This is a genomic window from Microbulbifer mixtoriginis (SeqCode), from assembly GCF_052466865.1.
This window is the reverse complement of sequence record NZ_CP174293.1, coordinates 4,787,825-4,809,507: the sequence shown is the minus strand read 5'-3', so window position 1 is coordinate 4,809,507 and position 21,683 is coordinate 4,787,825. Positions and strand designations below refer to the sequence as shown.

Genomic DNA, 21,683 nt, shown 5'->3' with positions numbered 1-21,683 from the left:
AAAATTAAAAATCTAGGGGTTATGGTTTCCAGTTCATTTTTATAGTCGACGCTAAGGTCTCTTGTGGACCAACTTTAGCGGCTCCGCCAATAATATAAATGGCATCGTTAATTGTAACAGCACCGTGTCCATGGCGAGCTATAGGGAGAGAGATTTCTTTTCTCCACTGATCACTAATTGGGTTGTATGACCAGATCGAGTTAAATGCAGAGCCTGTTTTCCAGTAACCGTTGGGGCCAAAGGCTTCTCCACCGGTAACTATTATCTTTCCCTTTAATGGTGTGGCAGTTAGCCCGGCAAGTGATTGGGGTAGCGGTCGTATTTTACTCCACTTGTCCAAGCTGGGATCATAGACTTCCGCGTAGGAGAGATTCCTAGCCTTATTATTTCCATTGCTAGCTTGGCGCCCACCAATAGCATAGATTCTATTGTTTAATGCCGCACCTGCTGCGGAATTTCGGCTGATAGTCGCCGGAGCTGCAGTTTCCCAGTTGGCATTGTCTATCAATATATAATGATTTTTCGTATCGCTATTTTTAAGTTGGTCGTTAGGTGTTTTTCCACCGATAACATGGATGCCTTTTGATGTGTTGGCATAGATGCTTTCGGCCATGGGAGCGGGCAAGCGGGGCCCAGAGGTCCAGATATCTTCACTGTTGGACAGCTTATAAACAGTAGCCTTGGCCTGCCAAGCATTGTTTTTTACTCCATTGAAACCTCCAATGCCATAAAGATATTTGGAGTTTGCAGCCATACCTAGATGGTGTATAGCTTCTGGAAGTGGTGGACCATCTCGCCAAGTTTTGGTTTGGGGTGAGAATATATAGGTGCGATCTGTAGGGGCTAGACCATAAAATATGGAATTAGATGATGGAATAAAACCACCTGAAATATAGATTTCTCCAAAGAATACAGAGGGGTATATTTCCTGAACGGCTGTTTTTAAGTCTGGTAGTTTAATGAATCGTGGTTTATGGGCAGATTGCCATGTTCCAGCTTTCCCCTCCATTCCACCTAGTATAAATGGTGCCGCTCCGATAATTTTTAAAAAATCTCTTCTAGAGTAAGGCATATGTTTGTATCTTCCCTTAAATTAAATGGTAAAGCTTGCTTACAGCCTAAGTTTTTTTGTAAAAAATAGACTGTGTGGATCCTCTCTATAGTTGGAAAATGGCCCGCAGGATTTAAAGCCATTTTGATAGTAAAGTGCTATTGCTGGAGCAAAATTTAACCTGTTACCAGTTTCAAGCTTTACCTCACTGTAACCCCGTCTTCTGGCTTCATTTATTATCTCCTGTAATACTGCTTTAGCGACACCTTTGCGTAGAAAAGATTGGCTGGTTTTCATTGACTTGATTTCTCCCAGAGTAGAGGAGACTTCCTTGAGGGCGCCACAGCCTGCTAGAACGCCATTGATCTTTGCGCTCCAGAAGGTGATTTTGGGATCAACTAACTCTTCTGGTTTGAGGGCGTGCACACTTTCAGGGGGGGAGTGCTGTTGCATTTCTTTTAGGTGCTGCGCCAATAACTCTACGACGGTACCATCTGATAGATCGTCTTTTTGAACCGCTATATACATAGAGATGCCTTTTTTATTTTAAGTATAGATACCATTGAGGTTTAATTTATGCAGGTCTAAATTATGTTGGGTAGTAATTGTTTTCATTGTTTTATAGGCATTTATCCATTGGAAGGCGAGTTCAATAAATAAGGGCCCATAGGCCCTTAAACATTCTTATAGTATTGATTCTTTTATTTTTTTGTGCACTCTACAGGACATCTATAAAAATAGAATCCGATGTTATCCTTTATTCTTGATGAGTAAAGCTTGCCCCATTTTGATGCATCGTTCACTGGTGTAGAGGTGATTTTTTAATGCTTTAACCAGTGTGGGCTTAAATTGAGGGTTTTCTTCAAGAATGGTGCTTATTTTTTGAGCGCCCTCATTTGAGCACATTAGGGGAAAAATATTGGTATAGCTACTGATTAGCTCTGAGGAATCCTCATTATTAATTTGCTCCAGTGCGTAAAGGATTTTTTCGCTGTTATTATTAAATAGGGAGATTTGTTCATCTTTAAATAGAGAATAAGAGGCCTTGCGCAGTTCACTCAACTTGAAGTTATCCCTGTGCTGAATTAGGTTTTCTAGCCATTTTTGTTTGATTTCTGGTAAAGGTCTTACCGCTTCGGCAGCAATGGCATTCAGTTTTGATCTGTCTGAGCTATCTTTGCTTAGTTCACGGGCAATAGCTTGTTCATAATCAGAATATAAATAGCGATTTTGCAGGTGAATTAAATCCCAGCGCATATCCGGATCTAAGATCAGTCCTTTAACTGAGAGCTCACCCATCAGTAATAGTTTGGCATTGTTGAGCGCGCTGTTCGAATGAGCTATTTCGGTAAATAGCTCAAACCAAGTCTTTTGTTGATCGCTGCCTGCAGGTGCCTGCTGTAGCCGCTCCCACGCAAAATCCTCCATGGTTTTTAGAATTTTACTACGGCGCTGTTGATCAATAGGAACTTGGTTTAGATAACTATGGACATAATTTAAATAGCGCGCATTGAGTCGAATAGCACTGATATCTTGTTCGGCGACACCATTATTAATAACAAAACTGATGTATTCATCAAGGGGGAGCTTTGCATCATAGGCGCTGTCGAATAGGCTTTGCCACAGCATAAGACGGGTGAAAGGATTTTCAATGGCATGGAGGTATTGAGCCACATTTTTCAGTGTAATTTTGTCAAGAGTTACCTTGGCAAAAGCCCAATCTTCCTCGTTAGGATAGAGAATCTGAGGGCAGGATAACCCTTTAGCGCTCTCTATTTTGGTTAATTCACCGCTATAAATTACCGGCAGGGTGGCATAACGTTTCATAACCCCTTCATTTATGCGATAGAAACCGAGCTGAGTGCGTTGTTCGCGTAGCGTTGGGTAATCATCTGGAGCTGTCTGTGTCAGACTAAGGCCGGTAATCCGATCATTTTCACATTCGAAACTTGCTTCAATAGTGTTAAGACCGGCTTGATAAAGCCATTGTTGTTGCCATTCCTCCAGATTGATGCTGGCGGCCTTGCCCAGATGATTAATAAAATCATCAAGTGTAGAATTTTTGTAAGAAAACTCTTTCAGGTAACTGCTAACGCCTTGACGAAATTTTTCTTTACCGAGGAAATAGGGTAATTGTTTGAGTATAGAGCCCCCTTTGCCGTAGGTAATACCATCAAAATTACTAAAAGCTTCTTCGGTATTTTTTACTGGTAGCTGGATGGCATGAGTAGTGGGCCTTTGATCGGAGTAATAAGCCCACTGTTTAGTACCAAGATAAAAATTTTCCCAGGCATTGGAAAATTCACTGTTCTCTGCTAAAGATAGGTTGGCCATATAAGTGGCAAAACTTTCATTTAGCCAAAGATCGTCCCACCAGTTCATGGTCACTAGATTGCCAAACCACTGATGTGCCAATTCGTGCGCAATAACATTGGCCAAGCGCATACGCTGGGCCTGGGTTTTTTCTCCACGAGATACGTAGGCATCATTAAAAGTGACTGCTCCCACATTTTCCATGGCACCCGCATTGAAGTCGGGTACCAGGATCTGATCATACTTATTAAAGGGGTAATCTATTCCAAAATAGGGTTGGAAAAATGCAAAGGACTGCTTAGTGAAGGTAAACCAGTCTTCGGTTTTAACATATTGTGCCAGGCTCTGACGGGCCATCAGGCGTAGAGGGATACCTTTGGCGTTATCCTCCCAAATATGGTAGGGCCCAGCGTGTAATGAGAATATGTAGGATGAGAACTTTGGAGTTTGTGGAAAAAACCAATGCTTTATTTCACCCTCGTGCTCTACTCTATGTTCCCGCTCCGCACTGATTACCTCCCACTCTTTTGGCGCTGTGACATCTAGTGTATAGCGAGCTTTAAGGTTCGGTTGGTCAAAATGTGGGAAAAGGCGATTGGCGTCATAGGGTTGAAAATCAGTGTATAAATAGACTCTACCATCTATAGCGTCTTTAAATCGGTATAGACCCGACCCATTATTTGAATAAGGATGTCGATAATTTATTGTAATTGTATGCTTCTTATTGGGCAGCTGTGTATTATCAATACGAATAAAATGTCCATTGTAACTGAAAGGAGTCTTTTGGTTATCCACCTGTACAGTTTCAACAGTACCTCCAGAGAAATCGACAGTTAGAGGCTGTTGTAAGGGTTTGTTGAATTCAATTTCAGTTACAACTGTGCCGGAAAAACTTTCTCCGTTGCGATCAAGATGAATACTCAGTTGGTAATCTACCTCTGCAATTTGCTGTTTTCTCAGCTTTGCATATTTCTCAGATAGCCCCGCGATCTCCGCTCTTGTTACAGGTTTTGTTGTAGAAGTTTGTGCGGCTTCTGTACTACCTGGCTTTTGCTCACAGGCAGCGAACATGATACTGCACAAGAGAGTGGTAATAAGTCTTAATCTTTTAATCTTGGTTTGGTTGATCATGGTGGTCTCACCGATCGGTTAGTTGTTATTGCTGTGATTCTATATTGGTCCGCAATGTATGCACCGAGAATCTTACTATTGGTGCTATACAATAAATAGATGAAATGGCCCAAATAAAAAGCGGTTAAAGTGGGTTAGTCTTCAAAATTATATCCCATGTAGATTCGGGATTATTTTATTAACAGGGCTTGAGCGTTAAGGGGTTGTTCTTATGGGGTGAATTGCTGTTTAGCAAGGGGGGGAAGCCGCTAACAGAATAAAAACGCTATTGACCGTTAGCAACTTCAAGAACAGACTCAGCGAGGGCGTTTACCAGTCCATCAATCTCTTCACGGCGTGTAATAAATGGCATGCCCAATTGAATGGTGTCTCCGCTATAACGAACATAAAAGCCTTTCTCCCACATCTTTAAGGCAATGCGGAATGGGCGTAATAAGGGTTCCCCTGGGGCTCTCTCAATCGTTAGCGCAGCGGCTAGGCCACAGTTGCGGATATCGTAAACCAGAGGCAAGTTGCTCAGCTGATGTATATATTCTTCCAGAAGATAGGCAAGCTCTGCTGAGTGCTTGAAAAGGTTATCTCTCTTTAGAAGATCCAAGGTAGCAAGTGCTGCTGCACAGGCTACTGGGTGCGCTGAATAAGTGTATCCATGGGGCAGCTCCAACTGGTAGTCGGCTCCTCCTTGCTGCATAAACGTCTCATAGATCGTTTGCTGCACCACCGTGGCTCCCATGGGGATGACTCCGTTAGTGAGTTGCTTGGCGATGTTGATAATATCTGGAACTACGCCAAAAAGCTCTGCACCTGTGGCAGTGCCCAGTCTGCCAAATGCGGTGATTACTTCGTCGAAAATCAGTAGGATTTGGTGTTGCTCGCAAATATCTCTAAGTCGCTGTAGGTAGCCTTCTGGTGGGGGTAAAATACCGGCGGAGCCAGCCATTGGCTCAACGATGACAGCGGCAATATTGCTAGCATCGTGTAGCTCAATAATTTCTAATAGTGATTCGGCAAGGTGTGCCCCATATTCAGGCTGTCCGCGACTAAAGCGATTTTCTGGCAGTAGTGTATGGGGGAGGTGAGCGGTGGAGAGCGCCGGACCATAGATGGCTCGGTTGGCTCCGATGCCGCCGACACTAACTCCACCAAAATTCACTCCATGATATCCCTTACTTCGACCAATCAGTTTGGTCTTGCTGGCCAGTCCTCTTTTGCGCCAATAGGCACGGGCAATCTTCAGCGAGGTCTCCACTGCTTCAGAACCGGAATTGGTGAAAAATACCCGATTGAGGCCCTCCGGCATTAAGCGAGTGATTCGTTCCGCCAACTTGAATGAGCCGGGGTGGCCAAACTGAAAGGAGGGGGCGAAGTCTAGAGTCTCCAACTGCTGGTTAATGGCTTTGGCGATTTCTTTTCGATTATGACCCGCGCCACAGGTCCACAGGCCTGAAAGGCCATCGAATATCTGGCGACCATCAGCGCTGGTGAAATAACATCCATCAGCGGCTGTAATAATTCGTGGGTCTCGTTTGAACTGCCGGTTACCGGTGTAGGGCATCCAGTGTGCATCGAGTTGTGTTTGGCTGAGCCCTGCGAGCTTGTCGTTCATTTTTATTTTCCGACAATTGGGACAGTTATCTTAGACAATCTTTAAATAGTTCGTTGTTACCACTTGAAGCCCTAAAGCTACATTGTGAATTTATTTAAGGCCCTCCCAATTCTGGACCAACTTTTCTATTTAATAAATTGCCTAAAACTAACTTTAGTTGCATAAGTGGGGGCTTTTGAGAAAGGTTTGAAGTATGGGGCTTGATTGCAGCTTGTCGGTTCTAGCGTAGTTTTCAGACCGGAAGAGGTGGAGCGAGAGGAGTCGTAAGGATACTGACAACTCAACGATAAAGAAGGGGAAGTACCGGGGACTTGAGTCCCCGGTAACAAAGAGGATCAGACTGCGGTAGCAATCCGGTCAACGTAAGGGGCGAGTTCGGGCTTGTTCTCCAGGATTTCTTCCCGGGTGAGGCCGTCGATCTCATGAGGGAATACCAGCCACTCTTCAGTCTTGTGGATAAAGTAATCCGGCTCGCGCTTCGCTTTGTTGTTTTTCGGCTTGTAGTAAGGCGTTGCAATACGAATCTCTGGCGTGTTCTTTTTACAGGCTGCGCGCAGGTCTTCAATTGTTTGTTCAATACTCAGGCCGGAATCGTGCACATCGTCAACGATCAGTAGGGAGTCGTGGGACTCAAGGCGCTTAATCAGGTAGTTCAGACCATGCACTCGGACTTTCTTGTCGCGCTCGCCGATACCGAGGTAGGAGGAAGTTCGGATTGCGATATGGTCCGCATCCACACCCATCACATGAAGCAATTCTTGTACTGCGATACCTACCGGAGCGCCGCCACGCCATACTCCAACGATGTAATTAGGGCGGAAGCCGCTCTGATAGATTTGTTCGGCAAGCGCGTAGGAATCAATCAGCAGTTGCTGTGCGCTGATAAAATGCTTTTTCATCTGTGTACCCCTCAGAAAAAGGCGAACTTGGCAATAAAGAGAGCCGCTAACACGTAGACACTGATGCTGACGTCTTTACTGCGCCCGCTCAGTGTTTTGATGACTGCGTAGGCAATAAAGCCCAGAGCAATACCGTGAGCAATAGAGAATGATAACGGCATCATTACTGCCGCAATCACCGCCGGAGCGGCTTCGGTGATGTCATCCCAGTCGATGGAAGACAGACCGGAGGTCATCAGGACGCCGACATACAGCAGAGCTCCGGCAGTCGCATAAGCGGGAATCATCCCGATCAGCGGGGAAAAGAAGGTTGCCAGCAAGAACAGACCAGCGCAGACCACTGCAGTCAGACCGGTGCGTCCGCCTGCGGTAATGCCCGCGGTGCTCTCAACGTAACAAGTAGTAGTGGACGAACCCAGAACAGAACCGACTACAGAAGCGGAGCTGTCTGCCATCAGGGCTTTGCCCATGCCCGGCAACTTACCGTTTTCATCGAGAAGCTTGGCGCGGTCGGAGACACTCAGCAGAGTGCCGGCAGTATCGAACAGGTCTACGAACAGAAAGGCGAAGATTACACTGATCATACCCACTTCAAATGCCCCGGCGATATCCAGTTCGAGGTAGGTGGGCGCCAGGCTCGGTGGTGCGGAGACCAGGCCGGTGAACTCTACTTTACCAATAGCCAGTGCAATAACGGTGACTGCGAGAATGCCAATCATTACCGAGCCGAGCATACGGCGGTAGGACAAAGCCACAATAATAAAGAAGCCCAGAGCAGCCAGCATAGCTTCAACAGACTTAAGGTCCCCCAGGGTCACCAGGGTGGCGGGGCTGGCAACCACAATCCCTGAGCTCTTCAGGGCGATAATCGCCAGGAACAGTCCAATACCGGCTGCCAGGGACTGCCTCAGGGAGGTGGGAATACTGTCGATTATCCATTCCCGCAACTTAAAGATACTAAGCAGTAGGAACACTACCCCTGATATAAACACTGCACCCAGAGCAACCTGCCAGCTATAGCCCATTTCGCCCACCACTACATAGGCGAAGAAGGCGTTGAGGCCCATTCCCGGCGCCAGTGCGATGGGGTAGTTGGCGTACAGCCCCATAATTAGACAGCCGATCGCAGCAGCAAGACAGGTCGCCATAAACACGGCGCCCTTATCCATACCAGCCGCCGCCAGGATGTTGGGGTTTACAAAAATGATGTAAGCCATAGTCAGGAAAGTGGTTACACCGGCAATCACTTCCCGGCGAACATTTGTCTGACGCTCAGACAGCTTGAACAGCTTTTCCAATAAAGAGGCGTCGCCGCCCGCCTGGGGAATACCAGACCCTGGGGTCGCTGATGTTTGGATATCAGAGGGTTTCATATCAGAAGTGGTACTTTACTAGCAGGTTAACATTGCGCTCGTTGGAGTCGGTATTAAAGGTTCCATCTTTGAACCCAAATTTGTCATTCCAATGCACGTATTCAATACCGGCATACAGGGCTTTCGGCTCACCCCAGTTGGCGCCCACGTCCCATTTGAGCTGGGAAGTGAAATTCATACTTGGGTGTGTATTTTCTGCGGCGCTGGTCCAATCGATAAAACCGTCGTATACGAAGCTGGAGTCTCCCAGGGTAAATGGCATGGCCCAAACCAGGGTCAGCTGCTCGTTGCTGGCCTTGTCATCGTTATCGCGGCGGTAAGCGTTTACTTGGACAAAGGAAAAACCCGGAACTGCAAGGTCGAAACCGAGACCTGTCAGAACGTTGGTGAAATGCGGGCCTGTGGCTGTGAGGTGATCGGGGTCATCCATATTGCCCAGCTCTACAGTGGTTGCCACTAATACGTCGGTTACCGGCCCCCAAGCTAGTTCACGATCGCTGAGCTTCCCCAGGCTCAGGCGCGGAGAAATTTCTGAATAGAGCTCCTTTGAACCATCTTCTGAATGTAGATAGTCGGCAAAGATAAACAGGTCTCCCCAGCTGTGGCCACTGGCGTGTTCAAAGGTCACTACAGAGCGCTCTGAATCATCGGTGGTCAGGCTGTAGTTCATTTCATAGTCGCGGCCATACAACAGGCTGAGGCTGTTATCGCTCCAAGTCATTTCTGCTTGGGCAGCTACAGACAACAGGCCGGAGGCCAGTAGTAGCAGGGGCTTGGTTGGTTTCATTGTATTACCTCTGTTACAGCGACAGGCGGAAACCGCACTGGCGGCCGACACTTGGGTCGGCAGTTGGTTAAAAAATAGTCGCGGAATATACCCGAGTTTACCGAGTGTTTTCCAGTATTTTTTTTCAGCAATAGCCTCTAGGTGAGTAGCCTTAAAGCAATGAAGTACTAATAAATTTTTAAAAATAAAAACTAAATACCTTTTAGCGGTTGGGTAAGCCTACAACCGGGAAAAAGGCCTATTGAAGGGCTGGCCTGATTTTTGGTTACGTTGAACCGATTCTTTTAATAAGGAAAGGTTGTGGACCAATACCTGCTGCCTGCAAATAGGGCGCCAGGCGGTATAGGGAGCACTAATAAGGTGCAAGAGTTTGTAAGGCAAAGCGTTGTGGAAAGACCTGGAGGGAACTGTATCAAGCGGAGCTGAGTACACCTTGTGCACGAGTCATCCTACTAACATGCACCATTGAGGTGCATAATGAAGATTCTATGTAAGGCTTTCTTTTAATAGTGGGCCCTGATGTAGGAGTGACTTGTGAGTAACTTCGTTATTAATCAGAGTCAGTTCTTCCCAGCAACACATGTGTTAAAGTACTGCACTCAATTAGGAGGATATTTCAAGGCTTGCCGGTTAGTAGTGACCTGATTACGCCTTCTGTTGTTTTTTTGAGCACTTGGTGGGAGAGACTCACGAACCGCCCTATAAATAGGTGCAATATGTGTCTCTCGGGGCTCTGGCAGCTGCTTTGTTATCCGGATGTCATCTGGGAAGCCCTTGATCGGCCCTGGTGGCGTTAATAATAAATTGGGGTCGCTATACCCCGTATGTACCAATTGGTTGCTTGAGAAATCTATCCCCCAGGGTGTTGGCTTGTGATTATATGTCAATCAGCGGGATGAAGAAGAGCGGCCGGGAGTGGGAGGTTTTATGAAATCCAATTGCTTGCACCTTGCAATCCCCGCAGGGGATCTTGAGGTAGCCAAGAAATTTTACTGTGGCGTTTTTGGCTGTAAAACTGGAAACAGCGAAGAAGGGCACTGGGTAGATATCGATTTCTGGGGCAATGAGCTTACTTTGCATCAGAGTGAAGAGAAGCTGCCGAACGTACGCCATAAGGTTGATATGGGAGCGGTAGCTGTTCCCCATTTCGGTATTCACCTGCCGGATGATGAATTCCAAGCCCTGAAAGCTCGTATCGAAGCTGCTGGCCTGGAGTACTTGGATAAGCCATATCGTCGCTTCGTTGGCAGTGAGTACGAACAGGAAACCTTCTTTATCGAAGATCCGAACGGTAATGTGCTGGAAATGAAAACTATGGTGAATCCAGAGCTGATGTTTAAATAGCGTTATAGATCACAGCTAGCACACATTGAGTTAGCCCGAGGTACCATACGTATGGTCTTTTGTATTGTATCTTGGGTTAATTTAAATTTTTTACCTTCTATTATTTTTTTCCTTTCTTTCCCTACCTTTATTGTTTAGTTGTTTTTGAAAACCATCTCATAAGTGAAAGTACTGCCTGAAGTGTTGATGGTTGCGAGGTTATTTTATTTTAGCTTTTTGGCTGGAGCAGAAGAGAGGATTTTCTAATTGCAGCTTAAAGAATTTATGAAGCTATTGGCTTGAGCTTGGATATCTTTTTTTTCCTTCGTTGTCAATTTATCTAAGAGGCTGAGCATCATAGACATTCTTGGGTTTTTCTTAAAATATTTGCGCTTTTCTAAGAGAAAATTCCAATAAAGACTATTGAAGGGACATGCATCTTCACCAACTCTCTTCTTTACATTGTATCGGCAGTTATCACAATAGTTGCTCATTTTATTGATATATGAGCCACTGCTTATATAAGGCTTTGTTGCGACCAGTCCGCCATCGGCATATTGACTCATACCGCGAGTGTTCGGTAACTCTACCCACTGAATAGCATCGATATATATCCCTAAATACCATGCATCTACTTGGTCTGGGTCGGTTTGTGTTAAAAGAGCAAAGTTACCAGTTATCATTAAACGCTGAATGTGGTGGGCATAGGCATGCTCAAGGCTGTTTTTGATAGCGCTTTTAAGGCAGTACATATCCGTTTGCGCTGTCCAATAGAAATTGGGCAGCGAATTATGATTTTGTAGTTTGTTGATCTTCGTATAGTTTGGCATCTCTTGCCAATAAATACCGCGCATATACTCCCGCCAGCCAAGAATTTGCCGGACAAACCCTTCTATTTGATTCATATGAATTTCCTTCTTGTTGGAATTCCAATGATCAATAGTGTGATTGATAACTTCATTGGGGGATAGTAATTTGCAGTTAAGAGAAAAACTCAGGCGACTATGAAAAAGGTAGGCCTCGTTGGGGTCCATCGCATCCTGGTAATCGCCGAAGTGTGGTAAAAGATATTTACAAAAATGGTTAAGGACTTTGAGGCTATCTTCTCTACTTGTTGGCCAGGTAAAATGCTTGGCATTAATCGCACCAATCGTTTTTATTTTTTCGGCTTGGATACGTTTAAGTGTTTTTTCCACATTCTTTCGAAATAGGTATTGTCGGGGAATTTGAGGGGCTTCATTCCATTTTTTTCGATTACCTTTATCAAAATTCCACTGGTTTCCTTCAGGATCTCCCTTTTTATCGACAAGTATGTTGTTTTCCCTGCGCATATGGCGATAGAAGCTTTCCATTAAGAGAGTTTTCTTTCCCTTAAAGAAATCCTTCAAGTAGTTTCTGGTGGTTAGAAAATGTTCTGTGTCATAGGCTTTATATTCTATCTGCAACTCTTGAACTATTGTATTTAGTTGCTCTTCAAGGCGATACTCATCAGGTAGTTGATATTCAAATCTCTGAATATCTAGCTGAGCAACTATTTGTCGAATATTTTCTTTAAGATTTTGTCGATTTTCTTTGCAGTCAATCTGATAGTAAATGACTTGATGACCATGTGATTTCAGCCACTCAGCAAACGTTTGCATGGATTCAAAAAAGGCAACCACCTTTTGAATATGATGAATGGCGTAATCTGTCTCCTGTCGTATCTCGGCAATATGGTAGAAAATATCTGGATTGCTTGATTTATACCAAGAGTGCTTATGGTTGAGCTGGTCGCCGAGTATTAATCGTAGCGTTTTCAAAAGGAAAGCCTTTTTGGAATACAGTTTTTGTCAAAAGGTTATATTTGGTTAAGAGTAAAGCTACTTGTATGCTTTTCAGGTCTCATAACTTCTAAAGTTTAGTAGTTCATCGCAGATTGAAGTTACGCTTTTACGCCAAAGTCATTGATTTTATGATTATAGTGCACTGTATGTGTTCACTGTTTAGGATTGTTATAGTTGCTTTATTTTGCCTATTGATTGACGCTATTTAAGTGAGAAATAGCATAGGGGCATAAACCCTAAGAGTCCTTAAAGTTGACTGCTACCATTTACAATTGATCAAAACCTCAAGATCTCCGAAGGATGTAAATACGACTTGAATTGTGGGCTTAGCAGTTCTTCAGCGAATACCTTTCACTGCTTTACTTCAAATATTTCTTATGCATCTGAATATTCGGGCGATTCTGGATCATGTTATTCCTCTGGCAGTTTTTTGAGTTGTCTAAGCGATAACTTTTTGAGCAATTAGTCGGTCAATGTCCTTAGTGTTAAACCCTAGTGAGCTCAGTAGGGATCGGCTATCGGCACCCAGTTTGGAGCCTGCTTGGTGTTGTATATTTTTCTTTCCATTAAACTTGAAGGGCGTGTTGATCTGTAGGAGAGGGCTGTCACTTTTGGTCTTTGCGTTTACAACCATTTGCCGCTCTTTGAACAATTTACTTTCTGTTGCTTCACTAAAGTTGAGAACAGGCTCAACGCAGGCGTCGAGATCAGAGAAAACATTAATCCATTCACTCAGCTTACGTTGTTGTATAACCTCGGAGATATCTTGTTTCAAGCTCTCTTGCTGATCGCTCTCTAGTACCCGAACCATCCAATCCGGATGCCCAATTCCTTGAAAGAAAGCTTCGGCAAACTGAGGTTCAAGGCTACCAACGGATAGATAGCGGTCATCGGCTGTACGGTAATAATCATAGTAACTTCCACCGTTAAGCAGTTCCATTTCCACCTTAGGATCTCCACCATTTGCGAGAGCACTGGCTCCGCTTATGGCATTCAAAGCATAGGCACAGTCGGTCATACTGATATCGATATAGCTGCCGCTGCCTGTTTGTTGGCGGTGATACACGGCGGCAAGAATTGCCATGGCTGCATGGTGGGATCCACCGGCAATATCGGCAACTTGCATACCACTCAGACTGGGTCCGCTGCTCTGCCGACCGGAATAGCTGGCGAGCCCTGAGAGTGCAAGATAATTGATATCATGCCCAGCACGCATTTTAAGAGGGCCATCTTGTCCGTATCCGGTGATTGAACAATAGATAATATCTGTGCGTATATCACTGAGGTCTTCATAGCCAAAACCAAGCTTATCCATGACTCCTGGGCGGAATTGTTCAATAACAATGTCGTATTCAGAAAGTAGTTTTTCAATAATTTTCTTTGCTTCATGGCTTTTTAAATCTAAAGCCAAAGATTTTTTGTTGCGATTAATTGTTGCATGAGCTGCGGAAACGGGATCTTCACTGTCGATCATAGGTGGAAGCCCCCTAAGCATATCCGGACGATTCGGCGACTCTATACGTAGAACCTCTGCACCCATGTCCGCTAATAACATAGTGGCGTATGGACCTGGAAGCAGGGTGGTGAAATCGAGTATACGTAGGCCTTGCAGGGGGGTGATAGATTTATTCATTACTTATTTTATATATTATTATTTGGAGGTTTACGTAAAGGAATTTTCAGAAGTTAAACATGTAATTAATCTTTTGTATGACAAGTATGAACAAATTGTGTGGAAAAGTTATATTTATTAGTTGATGGCAAATAGAGATTGGTGTAGTTGAAATCGTAAATTGGACCGGCGATTAATTGTTCTCTTATTAATACAGTGGCAGGGTGAACCCGGCGATAGTGTAGACCGCCGGGTTATTGCATTTAGTTATCACGGAGAATTTCACGGGAAATAATGAGTTTCATGATTTCATTCGTTCCTGCATAAATACGTTGTACCCTGGCGTCAGCCCAGGATCGGGCAATAGGATACTCCCACATATAGCCGAATCCACCATGGAGCTGAACACACTCATCCAGCATCTTACATTGGAAGTCGGTAGCGAGTAATTTGGCTTTTGCTGCAGTGGCTACATCAAGCTTTTTCTCGTAATGGAGTTCCAGGCAACGATCCACAAAGACTCTGAGGGCAGAGAGTTCACTGTCCAGTTCCGCCAGCTTGAACTGTGTATTTTGAAACGCGGCTATCGGTTTTCCAAAGGCTTTGCGGTCTCGTACATAGTCAATAGTCCACCCTAATGCTGCTTCCGCATTGGCAATGGCAAAAATAGCTACACTGAGTCTTTCTTGTGGTAATTCCTGCATTAGGTAGACAAAACCTTGGCCTTCAGCTCCCAGTAAATTCTCCTGCGGTACTCTGACATCATCAAAGAAAAGCTCGGAGGTATCCTGAGCTTTCATGCCAATTTTTTCTAGATTATTGCCTCTTTTGAATCCTTCCGATTTGGCATCAACCAATAACAGGCTTACTCCGGAAGCCCCTTCACTGGGGTCTGTTTTTGCAACAACGATAACCAGATCGGCGTGCTGGCCATTGGTTATAAATGTCTTGGAACCATTGAGTAGATAGTGATCGCCACGCTTGATTGCGGTTGTTTTTACTCCTTGCAGATCGGAACCCGCGCCGGGCTCTGTCATGGCGATGGCCGTTACAATTTCACCGCTGATACATTTAGGTAAGTACTCCTTTTTTTGCTCTTCACTGCCGTAATTAATAATGTAGGGTACGGCAATATTGGAGTGCAGCCCCCAGCCGATGCCAGAAAGACCTGCACGGGCGATTTCCTCATCGATAATAGAGTTATAGCCGTAGTCCAGCCCAAGGCCGCCGTAGGATTCGGAGATTTGAGGGCAGAGAAAGCCCATTTCACCGGCCTTATTCCAAAGAGCACGATCGACCTGCCCATCTTTCTCCCACTGGCTGTGAAAGGGGATGGCCTCGTTTTCGAGGAACTTTCGCACGGTATCGCGAAAATGCTCGTGGTCTTCGTTGTAAACGGTTCTCGGTATCATTCTGAACTCCAACATTCGTTTTTATTATCTGGAATTGTAGACTCTTCGCATTTGTGCAATTGCGGGACTGCCCGGCCGTGGCAGCCCCGATAATTCTGCTGAGTCTTCTCGCTCATCGGCGATTTCGTAGTCTTTATGTGACTAATGGGTATCCTTCAACTCCTCTCTGGACTCGGCGAGTGCTATTAATGTTTCCGGGGGAGAAAATCTGTCCCCGTAGGTTTCGGCAAGTTTTTGGGCGCGTTGTACAAAAGCTTCAACGCCATATTGGTTAATATATTGCAGGGCTCCGCCGGTCCAGGGAGGAAAACCAATACCAAAAATTGAGCCGATATTGGCCTCTCGCACGCTGCGTAGCACTTTTTCTTCGTAGCAGCGCAGTGTCTCTATGGCCATGATAAATAACAGGCGCTCCTTGATATCCTCAACAGGGGGTTGTTTGGCCGCTGGAAACTCCTGCTGCAGGCCTTGCCAAAGGTGTTTCTTACCCCCTTCTGGGTAGCTGTAAAAACCGCCACCCACCAACTTGCCGGCGCGGCCAAGTTCCAGCATATGATCAATTACAGATTCTGCAGGATGTGTGGGGACACTTTTACCCTCCTTCTGCAGGTCGTTAATCGTCTGTTGGCGAATCTTTCCCATTAAGGTGAGAGAGACCTCATCACTCACAGCTAGAGGCCCTACTGGGAATCCGGCCAGGGATGCGGCATTTTCAATCGTGGCGGGATTTATCCCTTCGCCAAGCATGCCAATTCCCTCATTGGTAAAGCAGCCAAATACTCGAGAGGTGAAGAAGCCTCGGCTATCGTTAACAACAATCGGCGTCTTGCCGATTTGTAAAACGAAGGCGAAAGCCTGGGCCAGAGTCTCTTCACTGGTTTGCTTACCACAGATGATTTCCACCAGCGGCATTTTGTCTGCCGGGGAGAAAAAATGCAGGCCGATAAAGTTATCTGGCCGAGCAGAGGCCTGAGCCAGGCCGGTAATTGGTAGTGTGGAGGTGTTGGAGGCGAAGACAGCACTGCTATCCAGTTGGGCTTCTGCCTCGCGGGTAACTTCGGCTTTTAACTCTCGGTCCTCGAACACTGCTTCAATGATCAGCTCACAACCGCTCAAGTCGGCGGCATTATCTGTTGGGTGAATATGAGACAGGATAGTCTGTACGTGTGCCTCGTCTGTTCGGCCGCGCTCCAGACGTTTTTGCAGTGCCTTTTCTGCATAGTTTTTACCTTTTAAGGCTGCCTCGGTGGAAATGTCTTTCAGCACAACCTCAATGCCCTTGTTGGCACAGGCATAGGCAATGCCGGCACCCATCATTCCAGCCCCGAGTATGCCGATCTTTTTAACCGGAGTGGTTTTGGATTCGCGTGCGGCTGGTGGGAGAGAGGTGCCGGCCTTCAGGGCATTAAGAGCAAACCAGAAGGTGCCGATCATATTTTTTGCTACTTGACCGCAAGTGAGGTCGACAAAGTAACGCGATTCGATACGCGTCGCGGTGTCGAAATCCACTTGGGCGCCCTCGATAACCGTCGCCAGTATCGCTTCAGGAGCGGGCATACAGCCGTGGGTTTTCTTTTCCAGCATGGCGGGGGCAATCATCAGCAGCTGGGCATTTTTAGGATTTTTGGCGTCACCGCCGGGCATACGGTAACCGGGCTGGTCCCAGGGCTGTAGGCTCGGTTGTTCACTGTTGCTGAGGATATGGTCCCGAGCCTTATTGAGCAGCTCTCCGGCATTTTGGGCTGTCTCATGGATTAAACCACTTGCCAATGCTTGCTTGGCTTTTATCTGCTTACCTTCCAGCAGGAAGGGCAGTGCATTTTGAATACCTAGCAAGCGGGGCATACGTACACAGCCTCCACCACCAGGCAGCAGCCCAAGGGTGACTTCCGGTAGCCCTATTTTTACTGAGTTGTCTTCCAAGGCGACCCTATGATGACAGCTGAGGGCAATTTCCCAGCCGCCGCCGAGAGCGGCACCATTGATTGCCGCTACAACAGGTTTGCCCTGAGTTTCTAGCCAGCGCAAGTTTGCCTTAAGGGCCTCACAAGAGTTAAAAAACTCCTGAGCCTCACTTTTCTTTGCGGCATAGAGGGACTTGAGATCGCCACCGGCGAAAAATGTTTTTTTAGTGGAGCGAACAATAATCCCCGCATAGTCCCACTGTTTTATCTCCTCCACCGCGGCCTGTAGTGAGTCTGTAAAATCCCGATCCATTACATTGGCGGAGGCATTGGGGTTGTCCATAATCAGGTGGACAATGTTATCGCTGTCTCTTTCCAAGCGTATAGATTTCATATTTTCCCCCTAGACCCTTTCGATAATAGTTGCCACGCCCATACCGCCACCTACACATAGGGTGACCAAGCCATAGCGCAACTGACGTTGCTCTAATTCATCAAGCACGGTGCCAATTAACATGGCACCAGTGGCGCCGAGAGGATGGCCCATAGCGATAGCTCCGCCGTTGACATTGATTTTCTGCGGGTCGATATCCATTTCATGTTGGAAGCGCAGCACTACTGCAGCGAAGGCTTCGTTGACTTCGTACAGGTCTATGTCATGGGCACTTAGGCCCGCAGCCCTGAGGGCTTTGCGAGCGGAGGGAGCGGGTCCAGTCAGCATGATGGTGGGCTCGGTGCCGACGACTGCGGCGGAGACGATACGTGCCCGGGGTGTCAGGCCCAGGTCTTTTCCGGCCTGCTCACTGCCGATAAGAATGGCGGCGGCGCCGTCCACAATGCCTGAGGAGTTTCCTGCGGTATGTACGTGTTCGATAGCTTCCACCTGGGGGTAGCGGGAAATCGCTACGCTATCGAAGCAGAGGTCGCCCATGGCAGTAAAAGATGGGGAGAGATTGGCAAGCCCCTCCATGGAGGTTTCTGGGCGCACCAACTGATCGCGATCGAGAAGTAACAGGCCGTTCTGGTCCCGCACGGGGATTACGGATTTGTTGAAGGCACCACGTTGCCAGGCACTTGCAGCCTTGCGCTGGGAGTGCAGAGCAAAGTTATCCACATCTTCCCTGGAAAAGCCCCCCAGCGTGGCAATTAGGTCGGCTCCGATGCCCTGGGGTGCGAAGCCTGTTTCTATGGCGGTTTGTGGGTCCATAGCCCAGGCACCGCCATCACTGCCCATGGGCACCCGCGACATAGACTCAACGCCACCGGCCACTACAAGCTGTTCCCAGCCAGAGCGGACCTTGGCGGCGGCTAAATTAACAGCTTCGGCACCGGAGGCACAAAAACGGTTTAAGGTGACGCCGCCAATATCCCAGTCCCAACCGGCACCGAGTGTGGCGACCTTGGCGATGTCAGCGCCCTGCTCACCGACAGGTGTTACGCACCCCATTACCACATCATCGACCCTGGCCGTATCCAGTTGGCTGCGCTGTTGCAATTCGCGCAGCAGGTTGGAGAGCAGGGTGATGGGTTTGACTTCGTGCAGCGCGCCGCTGGGTTTTCCTTTGCCACGCGGGGTGCGGATTGCATCGTAGATATAGGCTTCACTGGGCACGGTTATGGCCTCTTTATTTTTGATTGTGGGTACAACCATAGTTGTGTGGGGTTTCGGCGCAATGATGAAAGACGCCAGGGGGGGTGACGTGGTTGTCAGCTCAGATAATTAATGCAGCGAATCTTTTTACTTTACTTATTCCAAATCAAACTAACTCGATGAGTGGTGTGCCGTACACTCAAATAAGGCGCTTTATTTTTTATTTTCGGCCAGCGAATAGCAGCCGATTAGATTGTATTTAAGCCGCAATAGCCCCACCGAAAAATTTAGTTGTGGGTTTTGGCTCACAGGAAAAAGCCTTTATCTGGGTTGATTCATCACCAACACCATTTAAAGAGTGGCTTTAGCTTGCGGTTGTCTGGCAGTGAGGATTGACTATGGCAGAGAATCTACTGGAACTGGCGGCGAGCCAACTGGGCACCTCGGGTATCGGTACCCTGGCATCTGCACTCAACCTTCCGGCAGAGAAAGGTCAGTCAGCACTGGATACTGGAATTGCATTTGTTCTTGCAGGCATGCTGAATAAAGCCAGTAGTAAAACTGGTATGGCTTACTTGTTCAATATGGTTACGGACACTGAAGTTGCGGATCTCCCCAGTGTTTTGCAGCAGTTTGCAGATAAGGCAAAGTTGGAAGCCTCACTGCCAGTCGGTGATGCCATGCTGCAAAAAGTATTTGGTACCCGGGTCGAAGAAGTGAGCAAAGTAGCCACTACAGAACTGCCGGGTAATGAAGGTGGCCACCTATTAAAGTTGGTGCTGCCACTGGTGATGGCCCTGCTAGGCGCTCAGGTAAAAGCCAACAAAATGGACGTCTCTGACTTGGCTTCATTTTTAATTGGTCAGAGAGAGTTTTTACGCAACAAGGTCCCTGATGCACTCCTGGATGCTCTTGATGTAAAAGGGTTTGATAATCTGGGGGCCGCCCTGGTTACCCATGGCCATGCCAAGCCTCAGGAACCTCGGGAACAAGCCCTGCATGGCCATGTGGAAAAGAAAAAGCCCGTAAGTTTTAGCAGCTGGTTTTTTCCGTTATTAGTGGTACTAATTGCCCTCTATGCCTTAAATATGTGCATGGACAAGGGTAGGCAGGAGGAAGCGGCAGGCCAGCCTTTTGAGACTCCACAGGAACAGGCCTTTATGGAAGCGCCCTCACAGCCTGCTGGCGATACTCCTCCCAATGAAAATAGCGCCCAGGCTCAGTTGGGCCCGGATAAATTCTCTAGTAACTTGCGGGATTACTTGAAGAGCTTTGATCGGGACCCGAACCAGGAATTTATTCTGCGAGTGAAGTTTGAAAAGGGCACAGCAAAAATTCTTGATCCCCAGTCCGCTGATATTGATGCACTTGCACAAATTATGCAGGAAAACCCACAGCTTACGGTTGCTATTGAAGGGCATGTACAAGGGGAGGGCAATGAAATTAAAGAGCAGGAAATTTCGCAAGAGAGAGCGGATGTTGTGCGGGAGCTGTTGCTGCAAAAGGGGATTGCGGCTAATCGTATGACGGCCACCGGTATGGGATCCGCTAAACCTGTGCAGGAAAGTGAGACAGGGCAAACAACACCGCAGCCGATGAACAATGAGCGTATTAGTGTACGAGTGGTTAATACCGAATAGATATTTTCACAATCTTGGCAAGCAAATAGCCCTACATTTCTGTGGGGCTATTTATTTTGTGAAGCGATAAAAAACGCCCATTAATGTTGGAAATTTAATACTGGCAATCAGCTGCGAAATTTCTCGCGGTAGGCGCCGGGGGCGAGGCCGGTCCATTTTTTAAATGCGCGATTGAAAGCACTGGGTTCAGAAAAGCCGAGTCGTTCGGCGATTTCTGCCACTGCGGTTTCCTGTTGTTTTAGCTGGTACACGGCCATATCGCGGCGTACAGAGTCTTTGATGTCCTGCCAGCTGTTGCCCTCGTCTTTTAGGCGCCGGCGCAGCGTTTGTGGGGAGGTGAACAGGCGTGCAGCCACATCGTCGAGGGAGAGATTTTCAATACTGTTCTGTTGTTGCAGCATACGGCGTATACGACCGGTAAAGCTGTGGTCAGATTTATATTGGGTGAGCAGGCACTCCGGTGCTCTGGATAAAAAGTCTGCCAGTTGCTGTTCATCCCGCACCAGCGGCATTTGTAAATAGCGGGTATTAAAAACCAGGCAGGTTTCAGCCTGGTTGAAGTAATGCCGGCACGGGAACATATCGCAGTAGTCCTCATTGTAATCCGGTGGTGGGAAGGCCAATAACACCCGTTCGAGCAAAATGGTGCGATCAATCAGCCAACTGAAAAAGCGCAGCCAGATAACGGCAATGGACTCTACGAAAATCTGATTAGGCAACTGTTTTTCGTTGCTGTGATGAATGATCAGCCTGGCCTCTTCGCCATCCTCTACCAGCTTGATATGCAGGTCGTCGCTGACCATGCTGATAAAGCGTGCTGAGCGCAATAGAGCCCGCCGCAGGTTGGGGCAGCTGATGCAGGCGTGGCCCATCATGGCAAAAGTACCCGGTAGCCAGGGGCGGGCTAAAAACCCGCCTGACTCATCATTCAATAAATCCCACTCAAGGCGCAGTAGACTGGCCATCTGCTCACGGCCGATGCGGCTGTCGGAATCTTCAAGATGGGCGGGATCTATCCCACTGTCCCGCAGCAACTGTTGGCAATCCAGCCCCGCTGCCTGGGCGCCCACCAGCTGGGCGCGAACTACTGCGGCGAGGATACCTGGGTCCGCATCGCGGAGTTTGGGAGTCTCGCTTTCCACTGTCTCAGCCCTCAACGTGATCTTGTTTGCTGGGTGTAATTTTTACGTGCAAGCAGAGATTATGCGCAAAGCGAGC

15 protein-coding genes are annotated in these 21,683 nt (G+C 47.1%); 2 read left to right on the top strand and 13 right to left on the bottom strand.

Going from position 1 to position 21,683, the window contains the following annotated elements; translation table 11 throughout:
* Positions 1-19 precede the first annotated feature (19 nt).
* From ACJJJA_RS21420 to ACJJJA_RS21390, 7 genes are all read right to left on the bottom strand, one after another.
* Entirely contained in the window at positions 20-1,072 is a 1,053-nt protein-coding gene (locus tag ACJJJA_RS21420) for a Kelch repeat-containing protein (RefSeq protein WP_444903325.1), read from the bottom strand.
* 39 nt (positions 1,073-1,111) lie between these two features.
* A complete protein-coding gene (locus tag ACJJJA_RS21415) occupies positions 1,112-1,579 on the bottom strand; it encodes a GNAT family N-acetyltransferase (RefSeq protein ID WP_252083613.1) in 468 nt (155 codons plus the stop codon).
* Between the two features lie 222 nt (positions 1,580-1,801).
* On the bottom strand, positions 1,802-4,435 hold the full coding sequence (gene pepN, locus ACJJJA_RS21410) for an aminopeptidase N (RefSeq protein WP_444925251.1): 2,634 nt from the start codon (positions 4,433-4,435) through the stop codon (positions 1,802-1,804).
* A gap of 325 nt (positions 4,436-4,760) precedes the next feature.
* The gene (gene aptA, locus ACJJJA_RS21405) at positions 4,761-6,101 is read right to left on the bottom strand and encodes an omega-aminotransferase AptA (RefSeq protein ID WP_444903323.1); all 1,341 of its coding nucleotides are present in this window, start codon (positions 6,099-6,101) and stop codon (positions 4,761-4,763) included.
* A 335-nt stretch (positions 6,102-6,436) separates the two neighbouring features.
* The gene (locus ACJJJA_RS21400) at positions 6,437-7,000 is read right to left on the bottom strand and encodes a phosphoribosyltransferase (protein ID WP_252083610.1); all 564 of its coding nucleotides are present in this window, start codon (positions 6,998-7,000) and stop codon (positions 6,437-6,439) included.
* A gap of 11 nt (positions 7,001-7,011) precedes the next feature.
* Entirely contained in the window at positions 7,012-8,373 is a 1,362-nt protein-coding gene (locus ACJJJA_RS21395; protein ID WP_252083609.1) for an NCS2 family permease, read from the bottom strand.
* A gap of 1 nt (position 8,374) precedes the next feature.
* Positions 8,375-9,160, bottom strand: coding sequence for an outer membrane protein OmpK (locus ACJJJA_RS21390; protein ID WP_444887412.1), 786 nt, complete (start codon positions 9,158-9,160; stop codon positions 8,375-8,377).
* A gap of 927 nt (positions 9,161-10,087) precedes the next feature.
* On the opposite strand from ACJJJA_RS21390, the gene ACJJJA_RS21385 reads away from it, so the two are divergent.
* Positions 10,088-10,504 (top strand): VOC family protein, encoded by a 417-nt coding sequence (locus tag ACJJJA_RS21385; RefSeq protein ID WP_444903322.1) that lies wholly within the window; start codon positions 10,088-10,090, stop codon positions 10,502-10,504.
* Between the two features lie 242 nt (positions 10,505-10,746).
* Here the strand turns inward: ACJJJA_RS21385 and ACJJJA_RS21380 are convergent, their stop codons facing one another.
* The 5 genes from ACJJJA_RS21380 to ACJJJA_RS21360 all read right to left on the bottom strand — a co-directional run bounded on the left by ACJJJA_RS21380 (position 10,747) and on the right by ACJJJA_RS21360 (position 18,846).
* Complete coding sequence (locus ACJJJA_RS21380) at positions 10,747-12,282, bottom strand: cryptochrome/photolyase family protein (protein ID WP_444903321.1); 1,536 nt, start codon at positions 12,280-12,282, stop codon at positions 10,747-10,749.
* 463 nt (positions 12,283-12,745) lie between these two features.
* A complete protein-coding gene (locus ACJJJA_RS21375; protein ID WP_444899626.1) occupies positions 12,746-13,939 on the bottom strand; it encodes a CaiB/BaiF CoA transferase family protein in 1,194 nt (397 codons plus the stop codon).
* 242 nt (positions 13,940-14,181) lie between these two features.
* Positions 14,182-15,330, bottom strand: a complete 1,149-nt coding sequence (locus ACJJJA_RS21370; RefSeq protein ID WP_444883005.1) for an acyl-CoA dehydrogenase family protein — start codon at positions 15,328-15,330, stop codon at positions 14,182-14,184.
* 141 nt (positions 15,331-15,471) lie between these two features.
* Positions 15,472-17,628 (bottom strand): 3-hydroxyacyl-CoA dehydrogenase NAD-binding domain-containing protein, encoded by a 2,157-nt coding sequence (locus ACJJJA_RS21365; protein ID WP_444903320.1) that lies wholly within the window; start codon positions 17,626-17,628, stop codon positions 15,472-15,474.
* Between the two features lie 9 nt (positions 17,629-17,637).
* Entirely contained in the window at positions 17,638-18,846 is a 1,209-nt protein-coding gene (locus ACJJJA_RS21360) for an acetyl-CoA C-acetyltransferase (RefSeq protein WP_444903319.1), read from the bottom strand.
* A gap of 377 nt (positions 18,847-19,223) precedes the next feature.
* Between ACJJJA_RS21360 and ACJJJA_RS21355 the strand changes: the two genes are divergently transcribed.
* Positions 19,224-20,465 (top strand): OmpA family protein, encoded by a 1,242-nt coding sequence (locus ACJJJA_RS21355; RefSeq protein ID WP_444883002.1) that lies wholly within the window; start codon positions 19,224-19,226, stop codon positions 20,463-20,465.
* A 107-nt stretch (positions 20,466-20,572) separates the two neighbouring features.
* On the opposite strand, the gene ACJJJA_RS21350 is transcribed toward ACJJJA_RS21355, so the two are convergent.
* Positions 20,573-21,607, bottom strand: a complete 1,035-nt coding sequence (locus ACJJJA_RS21350) for an AraC family transcriptional regulator (protein ID WP_444887405.1) — start codon at positions 21,605-21,607, stop codon at positions 20,573-20,575.
* Positions 21,608-21,683: the final 76 nt, after the last annotated feature.

What these genes read in the sequence shown, in the direction of transcription:
- ACJJJA_RS21420 (WP_444903325.1), bottom strand. Translation starts at nt 1,072, where the DNA reads ATGCCTTACTCTAGAAGAGATTTTTTAAAAATTATCGGAGCGGCACCA.
- ACJJJA_RS21415 (WP_252083613.1), bottom strand. Translation starts at nt 1,579, where the DNA reads ATGTATATAGCGGTTCAAAAAGACGATCTATCAGATGGTACCGTCGTA.
- pepN (WP_444925251.1), bottom strand. Translation starts at nt 4,435, where the DNA reads ATGTTCGCTGCCTGTGAGCAAAAGCCAGGTAGTACAGAAGCCGCACAA.
- aptA (WP_444903323.1), bottom strand. Translation starts at nt 6,101, where the DNA reads ATGAACGACAAGCTCGCAGGGCTCAGCCAAACACAACTCGATGCACAC.
- ACJJJA_RS21400 (WP_252083610.1), bottom strand. Translation starts at nt 7,000, where the DNA reads ATGAAAAAGCATTTTATCAGCGCACAGCAACTGCTGATTGATTCCTAC.
- ACJJJA_RS21395 (WP_252083609.1), bottom strand. Translation starts at nt 8,373, where the DNA reads ATGAAACCCTCTGATATCCAAACATCAGCGACCCCAGGGTCTGGTATT.
- ACJJJA_RS21390 (WP_444887412.1), bottom strand. Translation starts at nt 9,160, where the DNA reads ATGAAACCAACCAAGCCCCTGCTACTACTGGCCTCCGGCCTGTTGTCT.
- ACJJJA_RS21385 (WP_444903322.1), top strand. Translation starts at nt 10,088, where the DNA reads ATGAAATCCAATTGCTTGCACCTTGCAATCCCCGCAGGGGATCTTGAG.
- ACJJJA_RS21375 (WP_444899626.1), bottom strand. Translation starts at nt 13,939, where the DNA reads ATGAATAAATCTATCACCCCCCTGCAAGGCCTACGTATACTCGATTTC.
- ACJJJA_RS21370 (WP_444883005.1), bottom strand. Translation starts at nt 15,330, where the DNA reads ATGATACCGAGAACCGTTTACAACGAAGACCACGAGCATTTTCGCGAT.
- ACJJJA_RS21365 (WP_444903320.1), bottom strand. Translation starts at nt 17,628, where the DNA reads ATGAAATCTATACGCTTGGAAAGAGACAGCGATAACATTGTCCACCTG.
- ACJJJA_RS21355 (WP_444883002.1), top strand. Translation starts at nt 19,224, where the DNA reads ATGGCAGAGAATCTACTGGAACTGGCGGCGAGCCAACTGGGCACCTCG.